The 13,109-nt window shown below is 44.8% G+C and carries 13 protein-coding genes; 6 read left to right on the forward strand and 7 right to left on the reverse strand.

Annotated features, from left to right (window positions below; all coding sequences use genetic code 11):
- Window positions 1–409: 409 nt before the first annotated feature.
- Window positions 410–1,306: a LysR family transcriptional regulator gene (locus AB6E51_RS00620; RefSeq protein ID WP_372058593.1), complete on the reverse strand. Its 897-nt coding sequence runs from the start codon at window positions 1,304–1,306 to the stop codon at window positions 410–412.
- 99 nt (window positions 1,307–1,405) lie between these two features.
- On the opposite strand from AB6E51_RS00620, the gene AB6E51_RS00625 reads away from it, so the two are divergent.
- Entirely contained in the window at window positions 1,406–2,290 is an 885-nt protein-coding gene (locus AB6E51_RS00625) for an SMP-30/gluconolactonase/LRE family protein (protein WP_372058592.1), read from the forward strand.
- 112 nt (window positions 2,291–2,402) lie between these two features.
- Here the strand turns inward: AB6E51_RS00625 and AB6E51_RS00630 are convergent, their stop codons facing one another.
- From AB6E51_RS00630 to AB6E51_RS00640, 3 genes are all read right to left on the reverse strand, one after another.
- On the reverse strand, window positions 2,403–3,296 hold the full coding sequence (locus AB6E51_RS00630; RefSeq protein WP_076645582.1) for a DMT family transporter: 894 nt from the start codon (window positions 3,294–3,296) through the stop codon (window positions 2,403–2,405).
- 242 nt (window positions 3,297–3,538) lie between these two features.
- Window positions 3,539–3,934, reverse strand: coding sequence for a pentapeptide repeat-containing protein (locus AB6E51_RS00635; protein ID WP_017060189.1), 396 nt, complete (start codon window positions 3,932–3,934; stop codon window positions 3,539–3,541).
- 164 nt (window positions 3,935–4,098) lie between these two features.
- Window positions 4,099–5,361, reverse strand: coding sequence for an amidohydrolase family protein (locus tag AB6E51_RS00640; RefSeq protein WP_102429130.1), 1,263 nt, complete (start codon window positions 5,359–5,361; stop codon window positions 4,099–4,101).
- 405 nt (window positions 5,362–5,766) lie between these two features.
- Here AB6E51_RS00640 and AB6E51_RS00645 point away from each other — a divergent pair, with 405 nt between their 5' ends.
- Both AB6E51_RS00645 and AB6E51_RS00650 read left to right on the forward strand, forming a co-directional pair.
- Window positions 5,767–7,110: a CAP domain-containing protein gene (locus AB6E51_RS00645; RefSeq protein WP_229648056.1), complete on the forward strand. Its 1,344-nt coding sequence runs from the start codon at window positions 5,767–5,769 to the stop codon at window positions 7,108–7,110.
- A gap of 287 nt (window positions 7,111–7,397) precedes the next feature.
- On the forward strand, window positions 7,398–7,874 hold the full coding sequence (locus AB6E51_RS00650) for a hypothetical protein (protein WP_372058590.1): 477 nt from the start codon (window positions 7,398–7,400) through the stop codon (window positions 7,872–7,874).
- A gap of 100 nt (window positions 7,875–7,974) precedes the next feature.
- On the opposite strand, the gene AB6E51_RS00655 is transcribed toward AB6E51_RS00650, so the two are convergent.
- Complete coding sequence (locus AB6E51_RS00655) at window positions 7,975–9,723, reverse strand: amidohydrolase (protein WP_372058588.1); 1,749 nt, start codon at window positions 9,721–9,723, stop codon at window positions 7,975–7,977.
- Window positions 9,724–10,043: 320 nt separating this feature from the next.
- On the opposite strand from AB6E51_RS00655, the gene AB6E51_RS00660 reads away from it, so the two are divergent.
- On the forward strand, window positions 10,044–10,562 hold the full coding sequence (locus tag AB6E51_RS00660) for a lipocalin family protein (protein WP_102429133.1): 519 nt from the start codon (window positions 10,044–10,046) through the stop codon (window positions 10,560–10,562).
- Between the two features lie 108 nt (window positions 10,563–10,670).
- The gene (locus AB6E51_RS00665; protein WP_372058587.1) at window positions 10,671–11,198 is read left to right on the forward strand and encodes a cytochrome b; all 528 of its coding nucleotides are present in this window, start codon (window positions 10,671–10,673) and stop codon (window positions 11,196–11,198) included.
- Window positions 11,199–11,282: 84 nt separating this feature from the next.
- On the opposite strand, the gene AB6E51_RS00670 is transcribed toward AB6E51_RS00665, so the two are convergent.
- Together AB6E51_RS00670 and AB6E51_RS00675 are read right to left on the reverse strand one after the other, a co-directional pair.
- The gene (locus AB6E51_RS00670; RefSeq protein ID WP_372058585.1) at window positions 11,283–11,657 is read right to left on the reverse strand and encodes a hypothetical protein; all 375 of its coding nucleotides are present in this window, start codon (window positions 11,655–11,657) and stop codon (window positions 11,283–11,285) included.
- A gap of 78 nt (window positions 11,658–11,735) precedes the next feature.
- Window positions 11,736–12,041 (reverse strand): monooxygenase, encoded by a 306-nt coding sequence (locus AB6E51_RS00675; RefSeq protein WP_108086737.1) that lies wholly within the window; start codon window positions 12,039–12,041, stop codon window positions 11,736–11,738.
- A gap of 156 nt (window positions 12,042–12,197) precedes the next feature.
- Between AB6E51_RS00675 and AB6E51_RS00680 the strand changes: the two genes are divergently transcribed.
- A complete protein-coding gene (locus AB6E51_RS00680; protein ID WP_372058583.1) occupies window positions 12,198–13,109 on the forward strand; it encodes a LysR family transcriptional regulator in 912 nt (303 codons plus the stop codon).

The following is a 13,109-nucleotide window of genomic DNA, read 5'->3' on the forward strand; positions in this document are numbered from 1 at the left end:
TTTAGTAGGGGAAAAACCATGAACAGGATGCGAATGAGCAAAAGGTCTAAGTGATTTTGGGGCAAATCCGTGTTAGCCCAACCTCCCTCGGTAATCACACCAACCTCAAATTCCCTCCTAATCTCCCCTTAATCCGTATTTTCGACCCATTATGATTTCGTGGAAAGGGGAGGAACTGAATGCCGATGGCGACATGCGCATTTTCACATTCAGCGCCAAAGAAGATTCTCCCCCTCGGTCGTCAATCTAGAGAGGGGGATGAACTCAACTTGAGGGGGAGTTAGAGGGGGAGGGTGTTTCAAAATCGACGAATACACGGCAGCCTATCAGCTATTGAAAGCACTGCGATTGAGCCTGATATGAATGGAACGCACATACGTTCCAATTGAAAGGTTTAGCGTTCTAAAACTCACAACGTATAAGCGTTATTCGATTCCAACCACTCTTTTACGGCTCGGTTAAAAGTGACCAACTTCTGCGGTGTTACCCTTCTTTGAGCATAGATAAGGCTTAGCTTTTGGACTTTTATCGACCATTCTGGGAACACGTGAATAAGCTCACCTTGTTTGAGCTGCTCTTCAACTTGATAGAACGGCAAGCTGGCGACACCTATCCCTTGCATCGCTAACTCCAAAATTGAACTGTAGGTATTCGAGCTAACGCTTCCGGTTACTTCAACATGGTAGGTTTGCTCGCCATTGACCAACTCCAACTGATTCCAACGTTCATTTTGACTGTTAAGAATGAAGCTACATTTGTGGATGTCTTTGGTGGTGGCGATTGGGTAAGTTGATGCGTAATCCGCACTGCAAACGAGAACATTGCGGATGTGCCCGAGATCGTTGGCAATCACATCATTAGGCAGTTCATCGTAGGCTCGGAAAGCAATGTCAAAGTCGCCAGACTCTATCTTCTTTTTCATCGGCCCAAAGTCGAGAATCAAATCCACTTTTGGATACTCTTGCTTGAAAGTAGGGATGATATGACGACAAAGCGCACGCCCAAACTCTATCGGGGCGGTAATTTTTAAATCGCCTGCCACTTCCTGCGTCATGTCTAAGACACGCATTTCCGCTTCGGTTGCTAATAGTTGAATTTGCTTCGCTTTCGAATACAACTCTTCACCCACTTCTGTGAGGCTGATAGAACGAGTCGTTCTGTGAAACAGCTTAGAATTCAATGTTTCTTCGAGTCGTTGTACATGCCGAGACACCAAACCTTTCGACACATCCAATACTTCAGCGGCCTTGGTGAAGCTTAGCTCTTCGGCGACAGTCAAGAAGGTCTGCATATAAATCAAATTCATCATTAACACCATTTAGTAAACAGTTAAGTCATTTTGTACTGTTTTTCTCACTCCTTCAAGAAACTAAGATTCAAAACGTAAACAGAAAGGAGAAGAACAATGAACAAATTACTACTTATTACCGCTGCAATGGCTGCTTCTATGAATGTTTCAGCTGCCTCTGTTGTAGAAAGCAACCCAACATTGGTTGGAGACTCATTTGGCTTTGTTGAAGGCCCTACATGGGATGTGGAACATCAACGTTTCTTGTTTAGCGATATTCCAAATAACACAACCTATTCTTACGATCTTAACGGTAAGTTGAGCGTTTTTGATGATAACTCTGGCTATGCCAATGGTCTCGATATTGATGCGAAAGGCAACCTTTGGGCAGCCCGCCATGATAGAAAGCTGTCGTACCGTGAGGGCAACGGAGAGAAAGTGATTGTCGCTGCAACGTATAACGGCAAACTGCTTAATAGTCCGAACGATTTAACCGTTAACAGTGATGGCAGCGTGTGGTTTACCGATCCTCCGTTTGGTATCCAAGGTTACGGCCCAGCAAAGGCAGAACCAGAGCAACCGGTTAATGGCGTTTATCGTTATTTAGATGGTGATCTAAAGTTGATCACCGGAGAGTTTAAGCTGCCAAACGGCATCGCTTTTTCTTCTGATGAATCTTCGTTATACGTTGCCGACACATCTGATGGCTGGGTATACCGATTTGATGTTGATGGACAGTCACTCAGCAATAAGACGCAGTTTGCCCAGGTGAAGGCGGAGTCTGGCTCTGAACCTATGGTTGATGGCGTTGCTGTTGATGCCGATGACAACCTCTTTGTTGCAGCGCACGGTGGCGTGGGTGTATTCGACAAAGACGGTAAGAAAATAGACTTCATTGCTATCGATGCAGGCCATATCAGCAACCTAGAAATTAGCGGGAAACAGCAAGAGTTACTGATGGTAACGGCATACAACAAAGTGTTGGTGTTCAAGCTTAAGTAACACCTTACACAAACGAAAATAAAAAGGGACGGGTAGAAATACCGGTCCCTTTTCTAGTTTGAATAAGTCGAAAGTGGGTTAGCTCAATGTGCTTTAATGATGCTGCCTACGATTAAGGTTTAGGCTGATTGGCTTCTACATCAAGCGCCGTTTGATTTGACCTGCTGAAGTACTTTTTCCATTTTATTGGCATCATAGGAATGACGATCAGGCTGATGCCGACAAGGGTCAACATGTCTGGAATCTCGTCAAACCACATCACGCCAAATAGGGTCACAAACACCAACCCCGAATATTCTGCGAGAGCTATTTGGTTTGCTGGCGCTTTTTTATAAGCCACCACCACAAGGGCATGGTATCCCAGAACGAATAGGTTGATTGCCATAATCCACCCAACATGACGCCATTCAATCGCCGCCCATGCAGGCAGAGCAAGAGCCAACGCCAGAGGCAGGGTCATTACACTGGTCCAAAATAGCGTCGAGATAATGTGTTGTTCTGCGTGAAGACGTTTAATCAAAATATTGCCGACACCCATAGCGAGCGCACTGCCTAAGCCTGCAATAGCGGCCCAGTGAAATTGCTCTGGACGCAAAACGATTAGCACACCCACGAAACCAATCAATGTCGCGACCACTTTTGATGATGTCGGCTTCTCTTTCAGTAAAACAATAGAAAGCGGGAGCATAAGAATGGGCCCAACATAGAACATCGCATTTGCGGTCGCCAAGGTGAGGTGTGTGATGGCAATCATTGCGCAGCCACTCCCCACTAGGATGAATTGAGCCCGCAAGAAGTTGATGCGACAACCACCTTGCATGCGCGTCTCTTTGGGTAGCTTTAGCCAAAAAGGAAGCAGCAACATCACGCTCAATAGCTGGCGGATAAACACATATTGGAACGTGGGCACTTCACCGTTCAGCACTTTGAGTGAGACGTCTGAAAAGGAGGCGAGCAGGTTGGCGAATACTAAGAGCAAAATCGCGTGGTTGGTGGCTTTGGTCATACAGAAACAGCACTACATATTTGTCATACAATTATGGGCGCACATAATACATGAGAATCGAAAATATGTAAGAACAAAAACCAAGTAAGAACAATGTCGTTCGATGCTTAGTGATATGGGGGCGAGATCTGCTATTACGACCTGAGCTCAGTAGGTGAGTGCCCAGTCCAATTCGGTATTTATCGAATAATCGAATGAATATGCAACAATATCAGCGCATTGGAGATCATCGCTGCTTGAACCTACTTGGCAGAGAGACACTGTCGGGTAGGATCTCGCAGCTCAATAATGGTATTGCCTGTGTCTTTTCGTTTGAAAGCAGAGTCATTAACTTGAGCATTGCTGAAGTCAGTGCGAAACAAGTCGGCACGCAGTAAATCGACGTTGAGCATTTGGGCGTAACTCATGTTGGCGTTACGTAGGTCAGCATCGCGGAAGCTCGTATTGTTGAGGTTCGCGTGGCTGAAATTGGCATAGGTGATGTCAGCCTCATTCATGTTCGCACCCGATAAATCGGCGCCACTAAAATCAGTACGTATCAGGTTGGCGCAACGAAGGTCAACATCTTGAAGCGCTAGATTACTTAGATCGGTATTACCTAATTGTGCTCGTTCGCCGCCTTGGTTTTCCAACCACAATTTATGCTGATCTAAAATAGAATCGAGTTGTTGTCAGAGTTTGTTGGTCGAAAGCGAGATCAGTTTTAGGCGATTCAAAGAAAAGCAAACAACCAAGTTAGTCATCTCGGTTATTTGCTTTAGATTTGTTGCTTTTATGGTGAATGGACGAGCGCTTTTCGAGGTTAAAGCGTGTTTTTGTACACCTTGCCGTCTTTCATGATCAGTTTTTGTGTCTCTGTGTTCGCCACACATGCAACACTTTCCAGTGGGTTGCCATCGATGATCAATAGGTCGGCATACGCGCCTTCAACGATCTGACCTAACTTGCCTTCTTGGTATGGGTGTTGGTAGGTCGACATTTCGAACAAGCGACCACAGTTTGATGTCGCCATGCGAAGCGCGGTGATGGTATCGAATACTTGCTCAATCGCACCAAGTTCATTCAATTGTGTCGCGTGAACGTTGGTTTCACCTACACAGTCAGTGCCAAAAGCAATGTTCTGAATGTCGTATTTCTTAATCAGTTCTGCTGACTTGAACATCGCTTTGCCTACGCGTTCTGTCTTGCGGTATGTCTCTTCATTTGGCAGCGGGATCTTACGCTCTGCAATCAATGAAGAGGTAAAGTAAGAAGGAATCACCCAAATGCCTTTCTCTTTAATGATTTCGGCAATGTCGTCGTCCATGATGGTCGCGTGTTCGAAAGACATCACGCCCGCTTCAGCTGCTCGGCGCATCGCATCAGAGGTGTGGATGTGCGCAGCGACATAAGTGCCGTAATCTGAAGCGGCCTCAACTGCGGCTTTCATCTCGTCTGATGTAAATTGCAATGTGTCTAGCGGGTCGAAGGTTGAAGATGCGCCACCGCCAGCCATGATCTTGATTTGTGATGCGCCCATGAATAGCTGTTCACGCACCGCTTTCAATACTTCTGAACGCCCATCGGCCACTTTCATTGAGCCTTGCTTCATCATTGGTGAGTCTTCATGGCCGTTTGCTAAACGCTCTTGTGCTTGGTTTTGACGGTAATCGGAGTGACCACAGGTTTGTGAGATAGCCGCCATTGAAGGAAGAATGCGTGGGCCAGTCGCATAGCCCTTGTCGATACTGTTTTTAAGGCCAAGCGTATTGCCCGCCACGTCGCGAATGGTAGTAAAGCCGCGCATTAACATCTCTTCTGAAATCTTTGCTGAGCGAATCGCCACTTCTTCACGAGTCATCGTATCAATGACATTAAAAGAGGCAGAGAGCGTGATATGAACGTGCGCATCAATCAGGCCTGGCATGACTGTGCCACCTTGAGCATCAATGATTTCATCCGCTAACGTTGCATCAACCTCGCCAATTTGAGTAATCAAGTTGTCTTCAATAAGAAGTGATACGTTCTCGATTAGGTTGTTATCAACACCGTTAAATACGTTCGCGTTAGTGATTAGCTTTTTCATAGTCTGCACCTTTTGGAAATGAGTGTGTGTCGCTGATGGGGTCATCATATGGGGCGCAGCATTTGAAGAATGGCCATTTGGTGACAAGCAATGACGAGACTTATCTTTTGGTGCTTTGCAATATTTCTAAGTTTTTCCTACTCGAACGTTAAGGTGTATTTCAAATCGTCGTCACCTTGTGTTGAGAGTCAATTTACCGAACTGTAACTGGATCTAAAACGGAAGGCTTAATGAAAATACTGAATGAGTTCATCCACTTATAGGTCGAACGTTAAATTGACAATATCTTATAAAATGTTAAATCGGTGTCAGTATTTAGGGGCTCTGACATTGGTCTGAAATTTAAGTTCGTTCTATGAGGCAACATCCTTACATCAAGAAAAATATATGCTTAAGGATTAACTCATGAAAAAACAAAATATCTCGGCAGTCGCCCTTCTAGCACTGATTATTACGGGTTGTGGTGGAGAGAGTTCATCAGGAGGTGACAGCACAACGTCTAATAACGCTAATGTTCCAAGTAATCCAAGTAATCCAAGTAATACCGGCTCATCATCTACCTCTCAGCAGCCTGACATTAAAGCTCTTAGCAACAATATGATTTTTGCGATCGAAGGTTTTATCGAAGAAACGGATCCAATCAGAAATTTCTCATCTATTACCGTCAAAAATGAGCTGCCTGCGTTCAAGAGTGGAGATACTCAGGAGGTTGATGTGACTATCGCTGTACCAACAATCGTTATCGATAATGGCAGCAACTTTGTTAACGATTGGCACTGTTACGAAACCACAGGATTAAGCGCGCAAAGGAAGGATCATCAGTTACTTGTGGACGGTACAATTTCTGAATATCGATACGATATGCAAAGTAACTCTTGTTCTAGTGAGCTCTTGGGATCGTATGTGTTTAACGATGCGGTGTTCGACAGTTCGTTGGAATTTAAAACCGTTGGCAGCGTAGTTTCCAAAGATGGGAGCGGCACAGAGTCTAATTTACCTACTTACGATTTTATCGCTCAAGCTTATGGAGAGCAGTCAAAAGAGCGGTTTGGTGATTCGTGGGAATTATTACAGCGCGACAAAATTAACGCAGCAGCTAAGGAGGTTGGGGCCTCGATCTTTGAGTTGAACACTTCATCTGGAAAGATCGATTTGGATCTAGGTCAGCTTAATAGCGACACTCTCATCGATTTCGCTTCACTAGATACAAATCAATTATTGAATGGTGCGATTTGGGGGATGCCCGGTCAAGGCGTTGCCGATGAAAAATGGTGCCGAATTGTGAATATTCCAGAAGATCTAAGTCAGAACAGTATCAAGTACCAATCTGTTATCTCGACAAATTGTGCGAGGTCGACACAACGTTATTGTGATGCCTTTGGTTCATCGTTTTCGAGTGGTAACTACCCACCAGCAGCTCCTATCGCTTGGGACAATAATACGGCGAGTAATGCCCAGTTGAACTCAGATGAGCAGTACCGAAGAGATGCTCAAGGTCACTTTGTTGTGAACAGTTCTGGTCAGAATGCGTTTGTCCTCTCATCCAATTCGGTTGTGATTCCTATTTTCGGTTACACCAGTCCACGAAGTGATGGGCAAATTAACAATGCCGGTCTTAATAGTTGGGCTGGTCACGAAGGTCACTGCCAAAACGTGATGAATAGCCGACACACAAAGATGGGGATTGGATACAAAGCCAGTAAGTCAGATGCATCGAAGATGTCTTATTGGACGCAAGATTTCAATTAACACACTCATTGCTTAAATAAAGGTCATCCATTTAGCGTCGCTATTCTTTCTTTAGTTGGTAGTGGCAGGTTACTTGGTAGTAGCAGATCACTCGAGAGTGCCATTTTACTTTACAGTGATACGTGGGCGATCAGGATTATTGAAGGTGGAGGGGCGAAGACACTATGACGATTCATTTGTGTTGTGAATGATTTTGAGTAGTGTCATGAAATGGTAAGTTTTGCTTCGATTCGAACGCTAAGATGTATTTCAAATCAAGGCTACTTATCAAATTAGAGAGAGACAGAATGACTAAATCAGGCAAAGTTTACGGGTTCAACACTCCACAACGTCTATTCGTAGGTTACACGTTAGCCGTGCTGGTGGACTTAGTAGTGCTTAACTTTTTCGATGAGTACTGGGACTTCGTCAACATTGAATCTTTCACTATTTCTTTGATTGCGGCGTTGTTGTTGAAGCTCTCTATTGGTTTAGAGCACAAGATTGCCGAGCACTTCAAAAGCAAGCCGGGCACCGCGCCTAAGGTTTACCGAGCAATCACCACTTATATCATTTTGGTGGGCTCAAAATTCGTGATGCTAGAAGCGATTAACCTTCTGTTCGGAGATAAGGTGAGTTTTACAGGCCCTTGGGGCGGTGTTGTCGCGTTCTTCGCGGTGGTATTTACGATTCTGGTTGCTGAAGTGATTGTATCGAAGATCTACTTTGCTCTGGATGACAAACAAGATTCAAATGTGAAAGCGCTTAAAGAGACCAACGCGTAACACAACATAAAATACCTATGTGAATAACAGACGAGCCAGCTGAATAAGCTGGCTCGTTTTCGTTTGAGTTGCGATAACCAATTCGATACGCTAATTGGCTTTATTTTTCGTAAACCACATCCCCGCGTAACACCGTCATCAACACCTGAGTCTTAGCGATTTGTCTTGCTGACACTGTGGTGATGTCGCGTTCGAGAATGGCGAAGTCAGCGGATTTCCCCACCTCAATAGAACCTGTTACGTCTTCAATTCCAAGACTTTTGGCGGCATTGAGTGTGTAAGCATCAATCGCGGTATAAATATCAGTTAGGCCGGTTTTGCCCATGATTAAGCTGTTCGCGATGCCGACCAAAGGGTTGATGTCGTGTACATTCCAATCACTACTTAAGGTGATATTCGCGTCGGTCTTGAGTATCGCGTCGAGGTTCATCATGGCTTTGGCACGGCGAGCACCAAGAAAAGCTTCGGCCCATTGGTGTTGATGCCTTGCAACGTAATCAGAGCCGACTTGGAAATCTGCGGTCACGTCTAATTGGCGAAAGCGTGGCACATCTTCATCATTGATTAATTCGACATGGGTTAGGGTGTAGGGTTTGGTTGAACCTTGTTTGCGAATACTTTCTATCGCATCAAGAGATTCACGAACCGCTCCATCACCAATGGCATGAATGTGGGCGCTAAAGCCGATTTTCTCGAGCGCAGTTAGCCACTCCTTCATTTGTTCTGGTGGAATATAGTTCAAGCCATTAGGAGACTGGGGCAGATAAGTATCTAAGTAGGGCGCGAGTGTTTTGGCGGTGCCGTTGATGAAGATGCCATCGCTGTACATTTTCACCTGATCGACAAGTAACAGACGGCTTTTATCGTCGGAATACATCTTCTCAAAGACTTCTAATTGAGAAGGCATTGCCATCGATGGATACACCCAAGGGCGCAGCGATACACGCGCCGTTAAGTCTTGATTTTGCTCGGCCTCTAGCCAAACGTCATACCAACTTCGTTTCCAATACATGCGACCGTCGCCAATGGTAGTGATGCCGTGGGCTGCCGCTTCTTCAAGCCCGAACATTAACCCTTGGTAGCTTTGCTCAAACAGTTCGCTTTGTCTGTTCCAAGCCATCTCCATCAGTTGATCGCCAGCATTGTCTAATAAGATGCCATTGAGCTTACCGCTGTCTTGGTCTTTTAAATAAACACCGCCTTGTGGGTCTGAAGATTGTTGGCTGATTCGAGCGATTTTTAGTGCTTTTGAGTTGACCCACATCGAGTGTGAAGTCTGCTCCATAAGCACCACGGGGCGATTAGGGAAGACACTGTCGATGATCTCTAGTGGCGTGTATTCAGAGTCGCTATCGAGCGTTGCTTCTAAAGAAAAACCATAACCCATTAGCCAACCTCTGCCATCGGTATCAGCATTGATCTTACACGCTTCTAAGTAGGGGATTTGCTCTTCTAATGTTGCTTCAGAGTCGAGTTCACAATTGCCACCCAGCTCTGAGGCGGCTTCAAACACATGGTTATGGTTGTCAATGAACCCCGGCAAGACAAAGGCATTGTCTAGATCAATGACATCAGTGCTTTGCCCTTGAAAAGTTTGCGCCTGTGATTGGTTACCGATAAAGATGATCTTGCCTTTGTGGGTAACGATCGAGTCTGACTCGCGATGCCCATATATATCTGCATTGGTAAAAATTTGGTCAGCACTTTGGCTTTTAACAGTTGTTTGCGCTTGAACTGCTGTTTGTGTTTGAACAATAGTGTTGGCTTGTGCAAGCACCGGCGCTACGGCCGATAAGCTTGCGAGTAATGCTATCCATGCAGTGCGTGACAGAGTGAGCTTGTTATTCATTATTATGTCTTCCATGTTCCACTGTTTAGTAAGTATAGAAAGCGAGTGGCCAGAATCATATCGTGAATTTTTAATAATAAAGTGTCCTTGATTGCTCTCTTGTTTGCATGTAATTCCAATATCTTTTGAGGTGGTTGTGGGAATACAGCTCATGAATAAAGGATTACGAATCCATTCGCAGACTAAACGATTCACATAAGGTTCTGAATAAATTACAGTTAAGTGAACTATAAAAATGGATTTAACGTATTACCAAGGATGTAAGTTTATGTTTTCACGAGACTTACTCGCATTACTAATAAAAACAAGTCGAGGTTAGGATGAAAAAAATATTATTGCTGCTTAGCGTGATCTTATTGGGTGGTTGTGTTGGCATGCCCGAAACGGTTAAGCCTGTTCAACAGTTTGAGTTGGAACGATACCTAGGGAAATGGTACGAAGTGGCTCGTTTGGATCACTCGTTTGAGCGCGGCTTAAGTAATGTGAGCGCTGAATACAGCCTGCGTGATGATGGTGGCGTGAAGGTGATTAACCGTGGATACTCTGCCGAAGAGGGTGAGTGGAACGAAGCGGAAGGAAAAGCGTACTTCGTTGAAGGCTCTGAACAAGGCTATTTGAAAGTGTCTTTCTTTGGCCCTTTCTACGGTGCTTATGTGGTGTTTGAATTGGACAAAGAGGGATACCAGTACGCGTTTGTTTCTGGCCCTGACACCGATTACTTATGGCTGCTTTCAAGAACACCAGAAGTTGCGCCAGAGGTGATGGAGAAGTTCAAAAGCATGTCTAAAGAGCGTGGCTTCAACACTGACAAGTTGATTTTTGTAGAGCACACAAAATAACGATTTCTGGCTTCTATTTGTCTTTACCTAACTTTACGTATTTACCCTATAAAACGTAATGATATTAGGCGAAAATAGCATCAAGTTTAGAGACATAAAGTGGTCATTATGAGTAATTCGTTATCGAAAAAGACTGTTTTTTTCCATTGGCTTACCGGTATTTTGTTCCTTGTCGTGTTTGTGATTGGACTTCAATTTGAAGGTATGCCGCGAGGCCCCGAAAAAGGTGAGTTGATGGGGCTACACAAATCGTTGGGTTTGATTGTTTTAGTTGTCGCACTTTCACGCTTGGTATTGCGTTTTAAAGAGGGCGCAATTGAGAGTGTTGCCGTATTGACGAGAGCACAAGAAATCGCAGCGAAAAGTGTTCACCACTTCTTATTGTTGGTGACGTTGGCGATGCCAATTTCTGGTGCTGTGATGAGTGTTGCTGGTGGGCGTGCATTAGACGTGTTCGGTTTCGAGCTTATCGCTGCTGGTGAAAAAACCGAATGGTTACAGTCTGCGGCTTCTTTTGTTCATGTCAATTCAGTGAACCTGATTATGGTGGCACTTGCTCTGCATGTATTAGGCGCATTGAAGCATCAGTTTGTCGATAAAGATGGCACGCTAAGTCGTATGCTTGGTCGCTCATAGCCTGACGTTAAAGTTAACGATTTAATACGAAAACACTCGGCATATACCGAGTGTTTTTTTGTTTGTGCTATCTGAACTCATTGGTTAAGCTTGCTTGCGAACCTGCAACACGCTCAGTATTGATAGAAACAGGAAGAACGCAGGATCACTCCAGCCAAAGCCAACAAAGATTCCTGTAAACGCCGCATACAATGTGATGATAGCGCCGAGCATATTCGTAACCACCAAACCTTGGATGAGCTTTTTAGCTGACACGCCAGGTTCAATGTCTCTAAGCAACCAGCTTATCGCTGCGATACCACCCAAAAAGATACTGGTGTGTTGAGAGAGAAAGTAAGCGTACTTATCATTAATTTCCACGCCGTACATGGGCCACATTACCGTTGGGATAAAAAACAGTGCGATGGCAAACCCTGCGTAAATAATGCCGTGTAGGCTAAGAAAAGTTTTGTTGTTCATTACGTATCTCTCTATTTATTACTTAGCGACTTAGCTATTCAGTATCTTTGTTGTCATTCAGCGAATGAACAAGTTTGATTAACCGTTGATTGGGCCTTTATTAATGGTAGTTAATGGCTGATTGACGTCAAAAATCACCCCACGTACTTCGTCGACACCCATCTCTTTTAAGCGAGCGCTATGCATCGCTAGGTAAGTCTCTGCACTGAGTTGGTCTTCAAAAAGGTAGACACCACCGCCCAGTTTTTCAGCTTCGTTCTCTGTCCAGATTTTCCAGATCATGCCCGGTTCGTTGTTAATAGACTTTGCTAGGTCAACGAGGGCGTTTGACATCTCTTCACCAAATGGGCCGCTAAATTCAAAATCGACTTGTAATAATTTCATGGTTATTTCTCCAAACAGTTACTTGGTATTGCGCTGAGACTCATGGTCATTTCGCAAAACGTAGGGGGCTTGATTGCCTGTTGGAATAGATATTACCTGTAAAAAACAGACAGAAAAGTTCATAATATAGTTATTAACTGTCAGGATTTTAGACCGATGAGATTGAAAACCACCCTCGACCAATGGCAAACCCTTTACGAGATTGACCGCGCAGGCAGCATTCAGGCGGCGGCAGTGCAATTGAACAAGAGCCACACCACGCTGATTTATGCGCTGAGAAAATTGGAGGACCAATTAGGCGTGACTTTAGTGCAGGTTGAAGGTCGTAGGGCGGTATTGTCGGAGGATGGGAAATCACTGTTGCGCCGTGCAAGCAGTATGTTGGAACAAGCTCGCGAGCTAGAGTTGATCAGTGAACAGCTAGCGAAAGGTGTTGAGTCTGAAATTGTGGTTGCTGTTGATCACTTGTGCTGCCTTGAACGCCTTTATCAACCAATGGCTACATTTTTGACGGAGAACAACACCACATCGATACAAGTGATTGAAACGTCTCTGTCTAAAACAACGGAAATGGTGACTCAAGAACTGGCTGATGTGGCTATCATCAACTTGCCTATTACTAATTACTCAGCCGAAGCCTTTGGTTTTACGATGATGGAGCCAGTAGTTGCTAGCTCACATCCGTTAGCAAGTGCCGTTTCAGTGTCGTTGAATCAACTGTCGTCTTTGCCGCAAATTGTGGTGCGAGATTTAGGTACACGATCTAATCAAGGCACTAAAAGCCAAGGGAACAAACAGGATGTGGGTTGGTTGAAGTCGAGTCAGCGCATTACGGTGGATAATTTCGATCATGCGTTTGGCGCGGTAGAGCAGGGAGTCGGTTATTGTCGACTACCAAAGCACATTGTTGAAAGTCGAGGTAGCGACAAGCTCACTGTGTTGAATGTCGAAAATGGCAGTGGGTATCACGTTCCGCTGCACCTGACTTTACCAAAAGGAGCCAAGACAGGCCCTGCTGCTCAACGTTTCTATGAGTTACTTCTTGAGTCAGCTTCAAATGCGAGCTAA

The organism is Vibrio sp. 10N.247.311.47 (assembly GCF_041467535.1).
Lineage (GTDB): Bacteria > Pseudomonadota > Gammaproteobacteria > Enterobacterales > Vibrionaceae > Vibrio > Vibrio crassostreae_C.

What these genes read in the sequence shown, in the direction of transcription:
- AB6E51_RS00630 (WP_076645582.1), bottom strand. Translation starts at nt 3,296, where the DNA reads ATGACCAAAGCCACCAACCACGCGATTTTGCTCTTAGTATTCGCCAAC.
- AB6E51_RS00665 (WP_372058587.1), top strand. Translation starts at nt 10,671, where the DNA reads ATGAGTAATTCGTTATCGAAAAAGACTGTTTTTTTCCATTGGCTTACC.
- AB6E51_RS00680 (WP_372058583.1), top strand. Translation starts at nt 12,198, where the DNA reads ATGAGATTGAAAACCACCCTCGACCAATGGCAAACCCTTTACGAGATT.
- AB6E51_RS00655 (WP_372058588.1), bottom strand. Translation starts at nt 9,723, where the DNA reads ATGAATAACAAGCTCACTCTGTCACGCACTGCATGGATAGCATTACTC.
- AB6E51_RS00620 (WP_372058593.1), bottom strand. Translation starts at nt 1,306, where the DNA reads ATGAATTTGATTTATATGCAGACCTTCTTGACTGTCGCCGAAGAGCTA.
- AB6E51_RS00640 (WP_102429130.1), bottom strand. Translation starts at nt 5,361, where the DNA reads ATGAAAAAGCTAATCACTAACGCGAACGTATTTAACGGTGTTGATAAC.
- AB6E51_RS00625 (WP_372058592.1), top strand. Translation starts at nt 1,406, where the DNA reads ATGAACAAATTACTACTTATTACCGCTGCAATGGCTGCTTCTATGAAT.
- AB6E51_RS00650 (WP_372058590.1), top strand. Translation starts at nt 7,398, where the DNA reads ATGACTAAATCAGGCAAAGTTTACGGGTTCAACACTCCACAACGTCTA.
- AB6E51_RS00645 (WP_229648056.1), top strand. Translation starts at nt 5,767, where the DNA reads ATGAAAAAACAAAATATCTCGGCAGTCGCCCTTCTAGCACTGATTATT.
- AB6E51_RS00660 (WP_102429133.1), top strand. Translation starts at nt 10,044, where the DNA reads ATGAAAAAAATATTATTGCTGCTTAGCGTGATCTTATTGGGTGGTTGT.
- AB6E51_RS00675 (WP_108086737.1), bottom strand. Translation starts at nt 12,041, where the DNA reads ATGAAATTATTACAAGTCGATTTTGAATTTAGCGGCCCATTTGGTGAA.
- AB6E51_RS00670 (WP_372058585.1), bottom strand. Translation starts at nt 11,657, where the DNA reads ATGAACAACAAAACTTTTCTTAGCCTACACGGCATTATTTACGCAGGG.